Here is a 17574-nt window from a genome sequence, read left to right as displayed (position 1 = left end):
CCACCACGGACGGAGCCAACATGTCGACCAAACTGCAAGAGAAGTGGCCCGCCGTCGACGGGTCGACCTTCAAGAAAGCCATGTCCCTGCTGGCGGCGCCGCTGACCGTGGTCACCACACGTGACGCACAGGGGCAGCCCTGGGGGTTCACCGCCAGCGCGGTGACCTCGGTGTCGCTGGAGCCGCCCCTCGTGCTGGTCGGCATCGCGCACACCTCCAGCTGCCACGAGGCGCTGACGCAGGTCCCCGAGTTCGTGATCAACGTGCTCGGGGACGAGCACCGCGACCTCGCGGGCCGCTTCGCGACCAGCGGCGTCGACCGGTTCGCCGGTGCGCCGCTGGAGGAGTGGCCGGACAGCCCCGGCCTGCCGCACGTGCCCGACGCGCTCGCGCTGCGCTGCGCGCTCGCGGACCGGATCACCCTGGGCGACCACGACCTGCTGGTCGGCCGGGTGCTGGAGGTGCGTTTGGCGGGCTCGGACCGGCCGCTGCTCTGGTATCAGCGGGCCTTCCGCACCGCCACCTGACCCCGCGCCCCGCCCGGCGTGATCCGTCGGGCGGGGCGCGGACAAGCGTGGAGCCGGGACGGGTGATCCCCGTCCCGGCTCCACTGCGTTGCGGGCTTGCGTACGTGCTAGAGCGGCAGGTTGCCGTGCTTGCGGCTCGGCTGCGGCGCGTTCTTGGCGCGCAGCATGCGCAGGGTGGCGATCAGCCGGGAGCGGGTCTCGGCGGGGTCGATGACGTCGTCCACCAGGCCGCGTTCGGCCGCGTAGTACGGGTGCATCAGCTCCGACTGGTACTCCTTGATCCGCTGCGCCCGGGTCGCCTCGGGATCGGCGGAGTCGGCGATCTCCCGGCGGAAGATCACGTTCGCCGCGCCCTCCGCGCCCATGACCGCGATCTCGTTCGTCGGCCAGGCCAGGGCCACGTCCGCGCCGATCGCGCTCGAGTCCATCACGATGTACGCGCCGCCGTACGCCTTGCGCAGGACCAGGCTGATCCGCGGCACCGTCGCGTTGCAGTACGCGTACAGGAGCTTCGCGCCGTGGCGGATGATCCCCTGGTGCTCCTGGTTCACGCCCGGCAGGAACCCCGGCACGTCGATCAGGGTGACCAGCGGGATGGAGAACGCGTCGCAGAACTGCACGAACCGCGCCGCCTTCTCGGACGCCCCGATGTCCAGCACGCCCGCCAGGTGCGAGGGCTGGTTCGCCACCACACCCACCAGCCGGCCGTCCAGGCGCGCCAGCGCGCAGACCATGTTGCGCGCCCACTGGCCGTGGACCTCGAAGTAGTCGCCGTGGTCGACGATCTCCTCGATCACGTCGCGGATGTCGTAGCCCTGGGTCGGGCGCGCCGGGACCAGGTCCAGCAGCTTGTCGTTGCGGCGGTCCGCCGGGTCCTCCAGGTCACCGGCCGGGGCCAGTTCGCGGTTGTTGGACGGCAGCAGGGACAGCAGGTGGCGGACGTCCTCCAGGCAGCCGCGCTCGTCGTCGTAGACGAACGAGGCGACGCCGGACACCGCTCCGTGGCTGTCCGCGCCGCCCAGGTGCTCCATGGTCACGGCCTCGCCGGTGACGGCCTGGACCACGTCCGGGCCCGTGATGAACATCTGCGAGGTGCCGCGCACCATGAACACGAAGTCCGTCAGCGCCGGGGAGTACGCGGCGCCGCCGGCGCACGGGCCCAGGATCACCGAGATCTGCGGGATCACCCCGGAGTTGCGCACGTTGCGCTTGAAGATGCCGCCGTACCCGGCGAGGGCCGTCACGCCTTCCTGGATGCGGGCGCCGGCGCCGTCGCACAGGCCCACGATCGGGGCGCCGGCGGCCTCCGCGAGGTCCATCAGCTTGTGGATCTTCTCCGCGTGGGCCTCGCCCAGCGCGCCGCCGAAAATGCGGAAGTCGTGCGCGTAGGTGAACACGGTGCGGCCGTGGACGGTGCCCCAGCCCGTCACCACACCATCGGTGTAGGGCCTCTTGTCCTCCAGGCCGAAGCCCGTCGCACGGTGCCTGCGCAGGCCCTCGACCTCGCAGAAGGAGCCCTCGTCGAAGAGGATCTCGATGCGCTCGCGAGCCGTCAGTTTGCCCTTGGCGTGCTGCGCGGCCGTCGCGCGGTCACCGGGTCCGGCCACGGCCAGGGCCCGTATCGCCGCGAGCTCCGTGGCGCGCTCTCGCAGACTCTCCAACTGACTCTCCTCGACGTTGCTCCGGTGGCCCGTGCCCGACATCCCAGCATCCGGCCGGGCTCTCAAGCCCGGCTCGAACGCGGGTGTCCGCCGTGAGGGGCCGTCAGTAGCGGTAGTGGTCGGGCTTGTACGGGCCCTCGACCTGGACGCCGATGTAGGCGGCCTGCTCGGGGCGCAGGGTGGTGAGCTTGACGCCCAGCGCGTCCAGGTGGAGGCGGGCGACCTTCTCGTCCAGGTGCTTGGGAAGCACGTACACGTCGGTCGGGTACTCCGACGGCTTGGTGAACAGCTCGATCTGGGCCAGCGTCTGGTCCGCGAAGGAGTTCGACATCACGAACGACGGGTGACCCGTCGCGTTGCCCAGGTTCAGCAGACGGCCCTCGGACAGCACGATCAGAACCTTGCCGTCGGGGAACTTCCACGTGTGGACCTGCGGCTTGACCTCGTCCTTGACGATGCCCTCGATCTTCGCCAGACCGGCCATGTCGATCTCGTTGTCGAAGTGACCGATGTTGCCCACGATCGCCTGGTGCTTCATCTTGGCCATGTCCGCGGCCATGATGATGTCCTTGTTGCCGGTCGTGGTGATGAAGATGTCCGCCGTCTCCACGACGTCCTGGAGCGTGGCGACCTGGTAGCCGTCCATCGCCGCCTGGAGCGCACAGATCGGGTCGATCTCGGTGACGATGACCCGCGCACCCTGCCCGCGCAGCGACTCGGCAGAGCCCTTGCCGACGTCGCCGTAACCGCAGACCACCGCGACCTTGCCGCCGATCAGGACGTCCGTGGCACGGTTGATGCCGTCGATCAGGGAGTGGCGGCAGCCGTACTTGTTGTCGAACTTCGACTTCGTCACGGCGTCGTTCACGTTGATCGCCGGGAAGAGGAGCTCGCCCGCCTGGTGCATCTCGTAGAGGCGGTGGACGCCCGTGGTGGTCTCCTCGGTGACGCCGCGGATGCCGGCGGCGAGCTTGACCCAGTCGATCCCGGTGTCGGCCAGCAGGCCCAGGACGAGGGCCATCTCCTCGTTGTCGGCGGTGGACGGGTCGGGGACCTCGCCGGCCTTCTGGTACTCGACGCCCTTGTGGACCAGGAGGGTGGCGTCACCGCCGTCGTCGAGGATCATGTTCGGGCCGTCGGCGCCGGGCCAGGTCAGGGCCTGCTCCGTGCACCACCAGTACTCCTCCAGCGTCTCGCCCTTCCAGGCGAAGACGGGAATGCCCGCGGCGGCGATCGCGGCGGCCGCGTGGTCCTGGGTGGAGTAGATGTTGCAGGAGACCCAGCGGACCTCCGCGCCGAGGGCGACCAGGGTCTCGATCAGGACGGCGGTCTGCACGGTCATGTGCAGGGAGCCGGTGATCCGCGCGCCGGCGAGCGGCTGCGTGGCGGCGTACTCGGCGCGGATCGACATCAGGCCGGGCATCTCGTGCTCGGCGAGGGTGATCTCCTTGCGGCCGAACTCCGCGAGGGTGATGTCGGCGACCTTGTAGTCCGTGAAATCGGCAGGGGTCTGGCTGGTCATGGTGACTTACTCCGGTGGTGGATGGCGGGGCTAGGCGGTGACGCCCAGGTTCTGATGGATCTCGAGCGTCGCGGTGGAACGGTTGAGGGTGATGTAGTGGAGACCCGGGGCGCCTTCGGCCAGCAGGCGCTGGGCCATCGCGGTCGCGTACTCCACGCCCACCTTGTGGCCGTCGGCCGGGTTGTCCTGCACGGCCTCCAGGCGGCGGGCCAGGGCGTCGGGGAAGCGGGCGTCGCTCAGTTCGGCGAAGCGGCGGATCTGGCGCGCGTCGGTGGCGGGCATGATCTCGGGGATCACCGGGGTCAGGCAGCCCACCGAGTCCAGCCGGTCGCGCAGCCGCAGGTAGTCCTCGACGTGGAAGAACATCTGCGTGATGGCGTAGTCGGCGCCCGCCTTGCACTTGGCGGCGAAGTGCCGGACGTCCTCGGTCCAGCCCGGGGAGCGCGGGTGCCGCTCGGGGAACGCGGCCACCCCCACGCTGAAGTCGCCCAGCTGCCGGATCATGCTGACCAGCTCGTGGGCGTGCGTGAAGCCCTGCGGATGCGGGGTCCACACGCCCTTCGGGTCGCCCGGCGGGTCGCCGCGCAGGGCGAGCACGTCGCGGATGCCCGCGTCGGCGTACTGGCCGATGATGTGGCGCAGCTCGGCCCGGGAGTGGCCGACCGCCGTCAGGTGCGCGACCGGGCGCAGGGTCGTCTCGGCGGCGATCCGCTTGGTGACCTCGACGGTCCGGTCGCGGGAGGAGCCGCCGGCCCCGTAGGTGACGGACACGAAGGAGGGGCCGAAGGCCTCGATGCGGCGGATCGCGTTCCACAGGGTGCGTTCGCCCGCCTCGGTCTTGGGCGGGAAGAACTCGAAGGAGTACGAGCGCCGGCCGCTGGCCAGGATCTCGCGCACACCGGGCCGGGCGGCGGGGCGGAGCCGGACCAGGGTGGGGCGTTCTGCGATGACGGCTGCCAAAGGATCGTTCCTTCCGGTGTCAGCGTGCGTTGAAGTACGTGGCCGCGGGGTGGTGGATGACGATCGCGTCGGTGGACTGCTCGGGGTGGAGCTGGAACTCCTCGGACAGGTGCACGCCGATCCGCTCCGGCCGGAGGAGGTTGGCGATCTTCGCGCGGTCCTCCAGGTCGGGGCAGGCGGGGTAGCCGAGCGAGTAGCGGCAGCCCTGGTACTCGGTGCGGAACATGCCGTCCATGGAGCCCGGGTCGGACCCGGCGATGCCCAGTTCGGCGCGGACGCGGGCGTGCCAGTACTCGGCGAGGGCCTCGGCCAGCTGGACGGAGAGGCCGTGCAGTTCCATGTACTCGCGGTACGCGTCGGCGGCGAAGAGTCGGGCCGTCTCCTCCCCGATGCGGCTGCCGACGGTGACGACCTGGAGGCCGACCACGTCGGTCTCGCCGGACTCCTCGGGGCGGAAGAAGTCCGCGAGGCACAGGCGGCGGCCGCGGCGCTGGCGCGGGAAGGTGAAGCGGGTCCGCTCCCCGCCGAACTCGTCGAGGATGATCAGGTCCTCGCCCTTGGACACGCAGGGGAAGTAGCCGTGCACGACGGCCGCTTCGAGCAGTCCGTCGGTGTGCAGCCGGTCGAGCCAGCCGCGCAGCCGGGGCCGGCCGTCCGTTTCGATGGTGTCGGCGTCCTTCAGACCCCACTGGCCCTTGAACAGGGCGCTCTCGTCGAGCCAGGAGGCGTACTCCTTGAGCGCGATGCCCTTGACCACGCGGGTGCCCCAGAACGGCGGGGCGGGGACCGGGTTGTCGACGGCCACGTCCGAGCGGCCGCCCTCCTCGGGTTCCGCCACCAGGAGCGGAGCGTCCCGCTTGGGAACGCGCCGCTGCTTCAGGGGCGGGAGCTCGACTCCGGGGACTCCGCGCTTGACGCCCATCAGGGCGTCCATCAGGCGCAGGCCTTCGAAGGCGTCGCGGGCGTAGCGGACTTCGCCTTCGTAGATTTCGTGGAGGTCCTGTTCGACGTAGGCGCGGGTCAGGGCGGCGCCGCCGAGGATGACCGGGTAGTCGGCGGCCAGCTTGCGCTGGTTGAGCTCCTGCAGGTTCTCCTTCATGATCACGGTCGACTTCACCAGCAGACCGGACATGCCGATCACATCGGCCCGGTGCTCCTGCGCGGCCTCCAGGATCGCGGACACCGGCTGCTTGATGCCGATGTTCACGACGTTGTAGCCGTTGTTGGTCAAGATGATGTCGACCAGGTTCTTGCCGATGTCATGGACGTCACCGCGAACCGTCGCCAGCACGATGGTGCCCTTGCCCTCGTCGTCGGTCTTCTCCATGTGCGGCTCGAGATAGGCGACCGCCGTCTTCATGACCTCGGCCGACTGCAGCACGAACGGCAGCTGCATCTGGCCGGAGCCGAACAGCTCACCGACGACCTTCATGCCCTCCAGCAGCGTGTCGTTGACGATGTCGAGCGCGGGACGGGTCTGGAGCGCCTCGGCGAGGTCGGCCTCCAGACCGTTCTTCTCACCGTCGATGATCCGCCGCTGCAGCCGCTCGTCCAGCGGCAGCGCGAGGAGTTCCTCAGCGCGGCCGGCCTTCATCGACTTGGTGTTCACACCCTCGAACAGCGCCATCAGCTTCTGCAGCGGGTCATAGCCCTCGGCCCGCCGGTCGTAGATCAGGTCCAGCGCGGTGGTGACCTGCTCCTCGTCGAACCGGGCGATCGGCAGGATCTTCGACGCGTGCACGATCGCCGAATCCAGACCCGCCTTGACACACTCGTCAAGGAACACCGAGTTCAGCAGCACACGGGCAGCCGGATTCAGACCGAAGGAAATGTTCGACAGACCCAGCGTGGTCTGGACGTCGGGGTGGCGGCGCTTGAGCTCACGGATCGCCTCGATCGTGGCGATGCCGTCGCCCCGGGACTCCTCCTGACCGGTGCAGATCGTGAACGTCAGGGTGTCGATGAGGATGTCCGACTCATGGATCCCCCAGTTCCCCGTCAGGTCGCCGATGAGGCGTTCGGCGATGGCGACCTTGTGCTCGACGGTACGGGCCTGGCCCTCCTCGTCGATGGTCAGCGCGATCAGCGCCGCCCCGTGCTCCCGCGCCAGCCCCGTCACCTTCGCGAAACGCGACTCCGGACCGTCACCATCCTCGTAGTTCACCGAGTTGATGACCGCGCGCCCGCCCAGCTTCTCCAGACCCGCCTGGATCACCGGAACCTCGGTGGAGTCCAGCACGATCGGCAGCGTCGAGGCCGTCGCGAAACGCCCCGCCAGCTCCTCCATGTCCGCGACACCATCACGGCCCACGTAGTCCACACACAGGTCCAGCATGTGCGCGCCCTCGCGGATCTGGTCCCGCGCCATCTCCACACAGTCGTCCCAGCGGGCATCCAGCATCGCCTCACGGAACTTCTTCGACCCGTTCGCGTTCGTCCGCTCACCGATCGCCATGTACGAGGTGTCCTGCCGGAACGGCACCGTCTGGTACAGCGAGGCCGCGCCGGGCTCGGGCTGGGGGGTCCGCTGAGTGATCGCGGTGCCGCGAACGCGCTCCACGACCTGCCGCAGGTGCTCCGGAGTCGTACCGCAGCAGCCGCCGACCAGCGAGAGACCGTAGTCCCGTACGAAGGTCTCCTGCGCGTCCGCCAGCTCGGAGGCCGACAACGGGTAGTGCGCGCCGTCCTTGGTCAGCACCGGGAGACCGGCGTTGGGCATGCAGGACAGCGGAACACGCGAGTGCCGCGCCAGATAGCGCAGGTGCTCGCTCATCTCGGCGGGGCCGGTGGCGCAGTTCAGACCGATCATGTCGATGCCCAGCGGCTCCAGCGCCGTCAGCGCCGCACCGATCTCCGAACCCAGCAGCATCGTGCCGGTCGTCTCCACCGTCACCGAACAGATCAGCGGGACGGAAACGCCCAGCGCCTCCATCGCCCGCCGGGCACCGATGATCGAGGACTTGGTCTGGAGCAGGTCCTGCGTGGTCTCCACCAGCAGCGCGTCGGCGCCGCCGGTCAGCAGGCCCTCCGCGTTGACCTGGTAGGCGTCGCGGATCTGGGCGTAGGTGATGTGGCCGAGGGTGGGCAGCTTGGTGCCGGGACCGATGGAGCCCAGGACCCAGCGCTGCTGCCCGGTGGAGGCGGTGAACTCGTCGGCGACCTCGCGGGCGATCCGGGCGCCCGACTCCGACAGCTCGAAGTTGCGCTCCGCGATGTCGTACTCGGCCAGCGCCGCGTAGTTCGCACCGAAGGTGTTCGTCTCGACGCAGTCCACGCCCACGGAGAAGTACGCCTCGTGGACGGTGCGCACGATGTCCGGACGGGTGACGTTGAGGACCTCATTGCAGCCCTCCAGCTGCTGGAAGTCCTCCATCGAGGGGTCCTGCGCCTGGAGCATCGTCCCCATGGCTCCGTCGGCGACGACCACACGCGTGGCGAGCGCCTCCCTGAGGGCATCGGCCCTGGTGCGGCTCATGTCAGCGCCCGCAGCGCCGGGCCCAGCAGCCGGGCCGACTCGGGCCCGTAGACCGTCTCGACGGTGGCCAGCAGCCGCTCGCCTTCGACCTCGTAGTCCTGCGAGCCCACGGCCTGGAGGACCAGGGCGGCCATCGCGCAGCCCAGCTGCGCGGCCGTCTCCAGCGGCAGGTACCAGCTGACGGCGGCGAGGAACCCGGCCCGGAAGGCGTCGCCGACGCCCGTCGGGTCCTCGGGGCGGATGTCGGGCACGGCCGCCACGGTGAGGGCGGGCTCGCCCTTGCGCTCGATGCGGACGCCCTCGGCGCCCAGGGTGGTCACCCAGATGCCGACCCGGTCGAGGATCTGCTCCACGTCCCAGCCGGTCCGCTCGCGCAGCAGCGCGGCCTCGTACGCGTTGGTGAACAGCCAGCGCGCCCCCGTCACCAGCTCCCGTACCTCGTCGCCGTCCAGGCGGGCGAGCTGCTGGGAGGGGTCGGCGGCGAACGGGATGCCCAGCCCCCGGCACTGGCGGGTGTGCCGGAGCATCGCGGCCGGGTCGTTGGGCGAGACGAGCACCAGGTCGACGGGCGCGTCCCCGGCTGCGTTGAGGGCGCGCAGGTCGATCTCGGCCGCCTCCGCCATCGCACCGGCGTAGAAGGACGCGATCTGGTTGGAGTCCTCGTCGGTCATGCACATGAAGCGCGCGGTCTGGCAGGTGTCGGAGACGTACACCCCGCTGGTGTCGACTCCGTGTTCCTTGAGCCAGACCTCGTACTCGTGGAAGTCGATGCCCACCGCCCCGGCGAGGACGGGGGCGAGGCCCAGTCCGCCGAGACCGTAGGCGATGTTGGCCGCCACCCCGCCCCGCCGCACCTCGAGCGAGTCGACGAGGAACGAGAGCGAGACGTGTTCCAGCTGGTCCGGGAGCAGCTGGTCGACGAAACGGCCCGGGAAGGCCATGAGGTGATCCGTGGCGATGGATCCAGTCACCGCGATACGCACGTGGTCTCCTGATCGGGACGGAGTGGGCCGGAGTCCCGCCGTCGGCGGGGCGGTTGGGTGGCGGTCGTACGGGTGTCAGCGGGCGACCGCTGCCTTGAGCTGCTCGGCGCGGTCGGTGCGCTCCCAGGTGAAGTCCGGCAGCTCGCGGCCGAAGTGGCCGTAGGCGGCGGTCTGGGCGTAGATCGGGCGCAGCAGGTCGAGGTCGCGGATGATCGCGGCCGGGCGGAGGTCGAAGACCTCGCCGATGGCGTCCTCGATCTTCTGCGTGTCGACCTTGGCGGTGCCGAAGGTCTCGACGAACAGGCCGACGGGCTCGGCCTTGCCGATCGCGTACGCGACCTGGACCTCGCAGCGCGAGGCGAGACCGGCGGCGACCACGTTCTTGGCCACCCAGCGCATGGCGTAGGCGGCGGAGCGGTCGACCTTGGACGGGTCCTTGCCGGAGAAGGCCCCGCCGCCGTGGCGGGCCATGCCGCCGTACGTGTCGATGATGATCTTGCGGCCGGTCAGGCCGGCGTCGCCCATCGGGCCGCCGATCTCGAAGCGGCCGGTCGGGTTCACCAGCAGCCGGTAGCCCTCGGTGTCCAGCTTGATGCCGTCCTCGGCCAGCTGGGCCAGCACGTACTCGACCACGTGCTCCTGGATGTCGGGGGCCAGCAGGCCCTCCAGGTCGATGTCGGAGGCGTGCTGCGAGGAGACGACCACGGTGTCCAGGCGCACCGCGGTGTCGCCGTCGTACTCGATGGTGACCTGGGTCTTGCCGTCGGGGCGCAGGTACGGGAGCGTGCCGTTCTTGCGGACCTCGGACAGCCGGCGCGAGAGCCGGTGCGCCAGGTGGATCGGCAGCGGCATCAGCTCGGGGGTCTCGTCGGTGGCGTAGCCGAACATCAGGCCCTGGTCGCCGGCGCCCTGCTTGTCGAGCTCGTCCTCATCACCCTCGACCCGGTTCTCATACGCGGTGTCGACGCCCTGCGCGATGTCCGGGGACTGCGAGCCGATGGAGACGGAGACGCCGCAGGAGGCGCCGTCGAAGCCCTTGGCGGACGAGTCGTAGCCGATCTCGAGGATCTTGTCGCGGACGAGCTGCGGGATCGGCGCGTAGGCCTTCGTCGTCACCTCGCCGGCGATGTGCACGAGACCGGTCGTGATGAGGGTCTCGACGGCGACGCGGGAGGTCGGGTCCTGGGTGAGGAGCGCGTCGAGGATCGTGTCGCTGATCTGGTCGGCGATCTTGTCGGGGTGGCCTTCGGTGACGGACTCTGAGGTGAACAGTCGGCGGGACATAGTGCTCCAGGGTGGGAGAGGTCGCTCGGCCCATGGCAGAGCGATGGTGGGAGAGCCCGGACGGACGAGGTGCGCGTGCCCGGGTCGACAGGCAGCGGCCGCAGGTCAGCGGCTCATCCGGGTCTCGCGGTCGCGGAGTTGAGTGCCCCGGTGAGGGCGCGGGCGGAATCCGGTCCGCCGTCGGCGGCGCCCGCGATCACGACGAGCGGCGGGTACCAGCCGTGCGCGGCGATCCGGTCGGCGATCTCGCAGGCGAGGGCGCCCGCGCCGGAGAAGCAGCCCAGGACGAGGGGCTCCCCGGTGGCGAGTACGGGGCGCAGCCCGGTCAGGAAGTCCGCCGCGTCCGCAGGAGCGGTCAGGGTGGCCAGCGCCTCCGGTCCCGGGTGGAGATCGGCGAGCCCGCCGTAGCAGTCCGGCGGCGCGTCCGGCGGCGGGATCAGGCAGATCGTGCCGGCGCCCGGGTGGGCGGCTTCGCGCAGCAGGCGCAGCGCGCCGGTCGGGCGGATGGTGACCGGGGGCACGCGGGCCCCCGAGAGCAGCCCGAGCGCCTCGGCTACGGTCGTCAACCCGTCGGTGGAGAAGGGCAGTTCGCGCAGCAGGCCCGCGGTCTGCGACAGGATCAGCGCGGCCGCGTTGTCGGAGAAGCGGGTGCGGTCGTGTACGGCGGTCAGCACCAGGGAGCCGTCCGCCTCGTGGCGGGCGGCGAGGGTGAAGGGCACGCCTGTGAGCGGGCCGACGGCCTCGGGCGGGTCCACCCGGATGCCCTCGGCGGCGAGCTCCTCGCGGTACACGTCCTCGCGGTACGCGTTCTCTCCGTACCCGTGTCCGCGCTGCGCCGGGGGCTCGAACACGATCAGGGATTCGGTGAGCCGGCCCGCGTCCGGGGAGGTGCCCGCCCACGCCTGGATCTGCCCGGCCGACACCCATTCGTAGGCGGCGGCGTCCAGTGCCCGGCAGGTCAGGTCGGCCAGCAGCCGGGACACGGTCGCGGCCGGGTCGACGACGAGCTGCACGGGCAGCGGGTTGTGCAACGGGCCCGGCAGCGCCTCGACGCCCTCCAGGAAGATGCCGCGGCCCGAGACGGAGACGGCGAAGGCCACGGAACGCGGGTTCGCGTCGAGGTCGGCGGACGGCCGGTAGAGCTGGAGTGCCCAGGCCGCGTGCAGAGCGGTGCTCTCGGTCGCACCCCACTGGGCGGCCCATTCGCGCAGCCGGACCGCCTCGGCGGCGGTGAGGGTGAGCCGGCTCCGGCCGTGGCCGAGTCCGCCGGTGGTGCGGGCGGCGGGTCGGGCCGGCAGGGTCGCGGCGTCGGGCGAGGGTGCGGCCCGCGACCAGAACGCGCGGGCGGGTCCCAGGTTCTGGGCGTGCAGCCAGTGCAGGTGGTCCCGTACGTCGGGGCGGCGCTCCCCGCCGGGCACCCGGCCGTCGGCGAGGTAGGCCCGGTAGAAGGCGCCGAGCAGGGTACGGACGCTGCTGCTGTCCAGCAGGGCCTGGTGATAGGTGATCAGGATCCGGGTGGAGCGGGCGCCGCCCTCCCCGGGCGGCGGATCGTCCAGCAGGGCGATGCGCAGCGGTCCGGGGTGGCGCAGGTCGAAGGCGCGGGCGCGCTCGGCGACCAGCAGGGTGCTCCAGTCGGTCGCGTCGTGCCGGTGGCGCAGGATCTCCACGGCGGCGTGCGGATGGACGGCAATCTGCGGGCCGGCGTCGCGCACGGGCGGGGCCAGGGCGGCGCGCAGCACCGCCTCGCGGTCGGCGAGCGACTGCCAGGCGGCGGTGAACCGGGCGACGTCCAGGGGGCCGTGCCAGCGCCAGTACACCTGCCCGGCGTGCAGCCCGGCGCCGGGCCGGGCCAGCGCGTCGAGCAGGACGTCCCGCTGGAGCGGGGCGGCGGGGGCCGCGGCCTGAACCGGTTCGGGCGCGCCGGCCTCCCCGGGCGGACCGGAGTTCAGGTCGTCGGCGCCGCGCGGGCGGGGCGCGGCGTCCTCGGAGCGCGGCGCGGCCAGCAGGTCCGCGAGGACGCCCGCGGGAAACGGCGGCGGGGGCACCTGGAGCGTGTGATGGGTCTCGGTGTGCCGGTGCAGCGTGGGGGTGCACGGCGGCAGCGCCGCGAGCGCCGCCTCCAGGGCCCGTTGCGTGAGCGGTCCGTGGAGGTCGAGCGAAGGCGGCGGGCCGGGAGTGACGATCACCGTCACGGGCGCGGCCATCTGCTCCCTCCTCGGTCGGCTGCGTGCATCGGGCATGGAAAGGTGAACGAGTATGCGAGCAGCGGCCACACGGCGCTGACGCGGCGCTGACACGGCCTGCTCATCGGCTTCACGCGCTCGCCAGGCCTTCCTCGACCGCGCCCATGAAGCCCTCGTCGAGCATGGTGTGGACGGCGGTGTCGCGGGCGGTGTCGAGCCCGGTGTCGTGGCAGGCCACGCTCACCAGGTAGCGGTCGCCGAGCACCGGGTAGGTCGCGAACGCCCACTCCCCGCGGGAGGCGGGGGAGCCGTCCGGGGCGAGCAGGTCACCGCTCTCCAGACCGAAGCCGAATTCGGTGAAGCCCAGCCGCAGTCCCTGCCCCAGCGCCTTGGTGTAGGCCTCTTTCAGGGTCCACAGCCGGAGCATCTCGGAGCTCTGGCGGTCCTGGGACATGCGCTTGAGCTCCGCGAGTTCGGCGGGGGTGCACATGTGGTCGTGGAACAGCTCGAAGGAGATCTTGCGCCCGGCGGATTCCGTGTCGACACCGATCCGTCCCGTCCTGCTGACACCGACCACGATCAGGTCGTCGGTGTGGCTCAGGCTGATGTCGATCTGGTCGAATCCGCGGATGTACGGCCTTCCGCCGATTTTGTACGCGAGGTCGAGCGAGGCGGGACCCGTCCTCAAGGCCGCGGCGGCCGTGTACTTCACGACCATGCGGGAGGCGACGAAGCAGTAGCGCATCGCCGCGTTCTCGGTCCGCCGGTAGCGCTGCCAGTCACGGCCGAGCAGCGGGCGCAGCTCGGGATCCGAGAGGGCCGCGGTCAGCCATTCCCCCCAGGTGGCGAACACCACGGCGTAGCCGTCGCGTTCGAGGTTCTCGCACACCGTGTCCCAGGGCCCGCCGGGTCCGGAGACGTGGATGGGCGGTGCGATGGTCCGCTCTTCCGGTGCGATCTGGTGAGGCATGGAGTGGTTCCCTCTCCGATTCTCCTGGTTCCCCCGCTGGTTCCCTCTCACTGGCTCAGCTCACTGCCGTCGAGGTCGCAGCTGAGGCCCCCGCGGTAGCGGCGTACGAGTTCGTCCAGCACCTGGCGAAGACAGCTCTCGGGCAGGTCCGGTACGACGATGCCCAGCCGCCCGGCGAGCCGGGACAGCGCGAGGACCGCCCAGGCCGGGTCGGCGAGGAAGGGGTCGGCGCCGTCCTGCCCCTCCCAGATGCCCAGTACGGCCGCGGCGGCCTGCACGATGGCGTACCGGTCACTGAGGATCACGACGGCGGGGTCCGTCAGGGCGGCCCGGGTGGCGGGCAGGGCCGCGCACTCGGCGCGCAGCGCGCGCAGTTCGTTGACGAAGCCCTCGGCGAGGTCGCTGAGGACGGCCATCTGGCCGCCGACGCCCCGGGTCGCGGCGAGGCGCCCGGCCGAGCCGATGAGGGAGGCGGACAGGAAGTCCTCGCCGCTGGCGATGCCCAGCAGCCGGTAGTCGAGCACGGGCAGGGTCGCCCCGCTGCGGAACAGCTCGGGCGGCGGCTCCTCGGCGAGGAACCAGGAGCGCTCGGCGAGGCTGCGCAGCTGGGGGACGATGACGGCGTGGCAGGCGGCCGTGCCGGCGTGGCCGAGGCCCGCGACCGGCAGGTCGCGCACGAGCTTGTCGACGGATCCGTAACTCGGGCTGCCGTGTTCGTAGCCGTGCGCGCCGAGGACGGTGGACAGTTCCTCCAGGCTCTCGCGCAGCAGGTCCGGCACCACGTACTTGACGGCCGCGGCCAGGATGTGGGCGCGCTCGGGCAGCAGGCTGAGCGAGCGCAGCGCGACGGTGGCCATGCTGTCGCAGGCCAGGAGGTCGGCGAAGACCCCGGCGAGCGGCTTGTGCCAGCGCTTGGCCACGGGTGTGCTGCGTCCGGTGGACGCGGCGCGCACGGCCGAGCGCAGCACGGTGTCGGCGGCCGCGATGGCGACGCCGGGGATGAGGCAGCGGTTGACCTGGAAGGTGCGCAGGGCCAGCGAGACGCCTTCGCCCGGGCTGCCGACCAGGGCGTCCTCGGGGACCGGGCATCCGGTGAACTCCAGGCCGGAGAAGATCCCGCCGCGCATGCCGGGGGTGGGCACGCGGGGCAGTTTCCGGATGCCGTCGGCGGGCAGCTCTGAGGGGTCCAGGAGCAGCACGGAGTGGCTGCGGGGGCCGCGTTCGGGCGCGGTGCGGGCGTAGACCACGTACGCGCCCGCCCGCGACGCGTTCATGATCACGTTCTTGCGGCCGTCGAGCGTGTAGCCGCCGCGCGGGTCCGGGGTGGCGACGAGCTCGTCGCGCAGGATGGCGTTGGCGTGGGCGAGTTCGTGGTGGACGATCGAGGCCCGTCCGCCCCCGAGCAGCAGGTCCGCGGTCCGCTCGCGCTGGCGGGGGGTGCCGGCGGCCCATACCGCGGCGCTCGCGAAGAGCGAGGTGATGCCGAAGCCGAAGCCGAGGGCCAGGTCGCGGCGGAAGACCGGGCGCAGCACCTTGGCGAGCAGGTCGGCGCGGGTGAGGCGGCCGCCGAACTCGGCCGGGACGAACTCGGCCGCGAGGCCGGTCCCGGTCAGCAGCCGTTCGGTGGCGGCCGGAAGCTCCCCGCGGGAGTCGGCGGCGCACAGTGCGGCGATGCCGTGCGGGTTGGCGGGGTCCTGGGGGGCGCCGAGGAGGGCCTCCAGCCGGGCGGCCCGGCGCAGCGCCGCCGCCTCGTGGGAGGCGGAGGCGGTGGCGTCCGTGGCCGACAGGGAGTCAGGGGCGTGCAGGGAGGTGGTCATGATGGCGTTGATCAACTCCCGGTTCAGAGGGTTCGAATGGTGGATTCCGCGTGCCGCTTGGCGAGGCTCAGGACGGTGGCGCTCTGCCCGCCGAGGAGTTCGCGTACGTGGCGGCGCGCGTCCTGGATTCCGGCGCCCCGGCCGAGCACCGCCTCGACGGCCTCCTCGCGCAGCAGGACGTTGTGCCGGGCCACGGCCGTGACGCCCGTCTCGTCCGGGATCACCGACCATTCCCCGGTGTGCGCTTCCAGCAGCAGCGGCGTCCGGGTCTGCTTGTGGACGATCCGCAAGGCGTGCGGGAAGCAGATCCGGACCTCTTCCGTGGTCTGTGCCTGGTCCGGTCCGGACACGGTCTCCATGCGGACCAGCTGCACGCCGGGCTGGTCCTCGGCGACGTCGGCGCGCGAGACGTGCGGGACCTGGCCGGGCCAGTCCGCGATGCCGCAGAGGAAGTCGTAGACGAGTTCGGCCGGTCCCTTGACGCGTACGGACTCCTCGAAGGACAGGAGCAGGGAGTCCAGGGAGGTCCAGCGTTCGGCGGTCTCCTTCAGCCGTGCCAGCTCGGCCCGGCTGTTGGTGTCCGTCGCCCGTTCCACCCAGGACAGGTCCTCGGGCCGGTCGTCGGCGACGGTGAACTCGTGGTCCAGCGTCAGCCGGGAGCCTGCGGCGCCCTGTGCCTCGACCGTCCAGCGGCCGCCCAGGGACGCGGCGGGCCCGGCCGGGACCTCCTGGTGGAAGTCGATGCGGTGGGCCTGCGCGTCCAGAGTGCGGTGCGAGAGCCAGGACTTGACCGTGCCGTTGGCGGTGACCCACATCTGGAACCGGTCGCGGATCCCGTCGAAGTCGAGCCGTTCGACATGGATGCTCGGCGGCACGAACAGCGGCCACTGGGTGGTGTCCGCGATCAACCCGTAGACCACGCCTGCCGGCGCCGCCACGTCCACCGCGTATGTCCTGCGGTGCACTCGGTCACCCGTCATCGGCTCAACCTCTCTCGCCCTGGCTCTCGAGATTGACAAGATCCACCGGAGAGCCGCTTGAATCCGTCTCGACCTCTCCAGGGGCCCTCGAGGATCCGGGCGGCCGGGCGCGCCGGACGCAACGATCCGAGGCCGTCGCGTCCTCGTCAGGAGGGGCGACGGCCTCGGATCTGGTGCAGCGCGCCGGCCGGGGCGCTGCGAGCCGTACGACCGGGACGGGGGTGGGCCGGGTCGTACGGATCACGGCGGGTTCGGTGACACCCGCTGATCGACAGGGTTTCCCGGACGGCCGGAGGCGCGCCGGAGATCCGGTCGAGGTCCCGTCGAGCGAGCGGCCGTGGCGGCCGGTCCGGGGTTTCGCGCAGCCGCCCCGACCTGCACCCTGGAACCGGTCATCGAGAGTGATCAAGAACGATCAAGAGCGGCGAGCGGAGAAGCAGATGAACGGGCCCAGCGGCGATCCGGAATGGTTCCGCCTCTTCAGTTCCGCCCCCGACGCGGCCGTACGCCTGCTCTGCCTGCCGCACGCGGGCGGCTCCGCCAGCTTCTACTTCCCGGTCGCCCAGGCGCTTTCGCCCTCGGTCGAGGTGCTGGCCGTGCAGTATCCCGGCCGCCAGGACCGGCGCATGGAGCCGTTGATCGACGACATCCACACCCTCGCCGACCGGATCACCGAGGAGCTCTCGGCGTACCGGGACAAGCCGCTCGCCCTGTTCGGGCACAGCATGGGAGCCGTCCTCGGCTTCGAGGTCGCCCAGCGCCTCGAGGAGCGGGGGGACGGGCCCGTCGAGCTGTTCGTCTCGGGCCGCCGGGCCCCCTCGGTCAGCCGCGGCGAGCGCTGGCACGACGTGAGTGACGCGGCGCTGGTCGCCGAGATCCAGTCCCACCAGGCGGCGGGCTCCGAGCTGCTGGACGACCCCGAGATGCGGGCGATGCTGCTGCCGACGATCCGCGGCGACTACAAGGCCGTGGAGACGCACGTCTACCGGCCCGGAGCCGCGGTGCGCTGCCCGGTGACGGCGTTCACCGGCGACGCGGACCCGAAGGTCACCGTCGAGGAGGCGCTGGCCTGGCAGCGGCACACCACGGGCGACTTCCACTCGGAGGTGTTCACGGGCGGGCACTTCTACCTGAGCGACCACACGGCCGCCGTGCTGCGCACGGTGTCGGCGCGGCTGACCGCCTCGCTCGCCGGCGCCGTCTGACCGTCGG

Annotated in this window: 12 protein-coding genes; 2 read left to right on the top strand and 10 right to left on the bottom strand. The window is 71.5% G+C overall.

The window, feature by feature from the left end; translation table 11 throughout:
• Positions 1–20 precede the first annotated feature (20 nt).
• Entirely contained in the window at positions 21–527 is a 507-nt protein-coding gene (locus OHA89_RS39415) for a flavin reductase family protein (RefSeq protein ID WP_266615993.1), read from the top strand.
• A gap of 107 nt (positions 528–634) precedes the next feature.
• Here OHA89_RS39415 and OHA89_RS39410 read toward each other — a convergent pair whose 3' ends face one another.
• The 10 genes from OHA89_RS39410 to OHA89_RS39365 form a co-directional block, all read right to left on the bottom strand.
• The gene (locus tag OHA89_RS39410) at positions 635–2230 is read right to left on the bottom strand and encodes an acyl-CoA carboxylase subunit beta (protein WP_257559703.1); all 1596 of its coding nucleotides are present in this window, start codon (positions 2228–2230) and stop codon (positions 635–637) included.
• Between the two features lie 61 nt (positions 2231–2291).
• Positions 2292–3710, bottom strand: coding sequence for an adenosylhomocysteinase (gene ahcY, locus OHA89_RS39405; RefSeq protein ID WP_257559702.1), 1419 nt, complete (start codon positions 3708–3710; stop codon positions 2292–2294).
• 30 nt (positions 3711–3740) lie between these two features.
• Positions 3741–4607: a methylenetetrahydrofolate reductase [NAD(P)H] gene (gene metF / locus OHA89_RS39400; RefSeq protein ID WP_257559879.1), complete on the bottom strand. Its 867-nt coding sequence runs from the start codon at positions 4605–4607 to the stop codon at positions 3741–3743.
• 82 nt (positions 4608–4689) lie between these two features.
• Positions 4690–8145, bottom strand: a complete 3456-nt coding sequence (gene metH, locus OHA89_RS39395; RefSeq protein WP_331761693.1) for a methionine synthase — start codon at positions 8143–8145, stop codon at positions 4690–4692.
• Complete coding sequence (locus OHA89_RS39390) at positions 8142–9128, bottom strand: carbohydrate kinase family protein (protein ID WP_257559700.1); 987 nt, start codon at positions 9126–9128, stop codon at positions 8142–8144. The genes metH and OHA89_RS39390 overlap by 4 nt, the downstream gene beginning before the upstream one ends.
• 75 nt (positions 9129–9203) lie before the next feature.
• On the bottom strand, positions 9204–10412 hold the full coding sequence (gene metK, locus OHA89_RS39385; RefSeq protein ID WP_257559699.1) for a methionine adenosyltransferase: 1209 nt from the start codon (positions 10410–10412) through the stop codon (positions 9204–9206).
• 113 nt (positions 10413–10525) lie between these two features.
• Positions 10526–12616, bottom strand: a complete 2091-nt coding sequence (locus OHA89_RS39380; protein ID WP_266615987.1) for a condensation domain-containing protein — start codon at positions 12614–12616, stop codon at positions 10526–10528.
• A 109-nt stretch (positions 12617–12725) separates the two neighbouring features.
• Positions 12726–13565: a 4'-phosphopantetheinyl transferase superfamily protein gene (locus OHA89_RS39375; protein WP_257559697.1), complete on the bottom strand. Its 840-nt coding sequence runs from the start codon at positions 13563–13565 to the stop codon at positions 12726–12728.
• A 47-nt stretch (positions 13566–13612) separates the two neighbouring features.
• The gene (locus tag OHA89_RS39370; protein WP_406368843.1) at positions 13613–15382 is read right to left on the bottom strand and encodes an acyl-CoA dehydrogenase; all 1770 of its coding nucleotides are present in this window, start codon (positions 15380–15382) and stop codon (positions 13613–13615) included.
• 23 nt (positions 15383–15405) lie between these two features.
• A complete protein-coding gene (locus OHA89_RS39365; RefSeq protein ID WP_331761690.1) occupies positions 15406–16362 on the bottom strand; it encodes an aromatase/cyclase in 957 nt (318 codons plus the stop codon).
• Positions 16363–16802: 440 nt separating this feature from the next.
• On the opposite strand from OHA89_RS39365, the gene OHA89_RS39360 reads away from it, so the two are divergent.
• A complete protein-coding gene (locus OHA89_RS39360) occupies positions 16803–17567 on the top strand; it encodes a thioesterase II family protein (protein WP_266947395.1) in 765 nt (254 codons plus the stop codon).
• Positions 17568–17574 lie beyond the last annotated feature (7 nt).

This window comes from Streptomyces sp. NBC_01546 (assembly GCF_045208355.1).
In the GTDB taxonomy this organism is placed as follows: Bacteria; Actinomycetota; Actinomycetes; order Streptomycetales; family Streptomycetaceae; genus Streptomyces.
This window is presented reverse-complemented; position numbering and strand designations above follow the sequence as displayed.

Coding starts and splice junctions, on each gene's coding strand:
- OHA89_RS39415 (WP_266615993.1), top strand. CDS start 21: ATGTCGACCAAACTGCAAGAGAAGTGGCCCGCCGTCGACGGGTCGACC.
- OHA89_RS39410 (WP_257559703.1), bottom strand. CDS start 2,230: ATGTCGGGCACGGGCCACCGGAGCAACGTCGAGGAGAGTCAGTTGGAG.
- ahcY (WP_257559702.1), bottom strand. CDS start 3,710: ATGACCAGCCAGACCCCTGCCGATTTCACGGACTACAAGGTCGCCGAC.
- metH (WP_331761693.1), bottom strand. CDS start 8,145: ATGAGCCGCACCAGGGCCGATGCCCTCAGGGAGGCGCTCGCCACGCGT.
- metK (WP_257559699.1), bottom strand. CDS start 10,412: ATGTCCCGCCGACTGTTCACCTCAGAGTCCGTCACCGAAGGCCACCCC.
- OHA89_RS39380 (WP_266615987.1), bottom strand. CDS start 12,616: ATGGCCGCGCCCGTGACGGTGATCGTCACTCCCGGCCCGCCGCCTTCG.
- OHA89_RS39375 (WP_257559697.1), bottom strand. CDS start 13,565: ATGCCTCACCAGATCGCACCGGAAGAGCGGACCATCGCACCGCCCATC.
- OHA89_RS39370 (WP_406368843.1), bottom strand. CDS start 15,382: ATGACCACCTCCCTGCACGCCCCTGACTCCCTGTCGGCCACGGACGCC.
- OHA89_RS39365 (WP_331761690.1), bottom strand. CDS start 16,362: ATGACGGGTGACCGAGTGCACCGCAGGACATACGCGGTGGACGTGGCG.
- OHA89_RS39360 (WP_266947395.1), top strand. CDS start 16,803: ATGAACGGGCCCAGCGGCGATCCGGAATGGTTCCGCCTCTTCAGTTCC.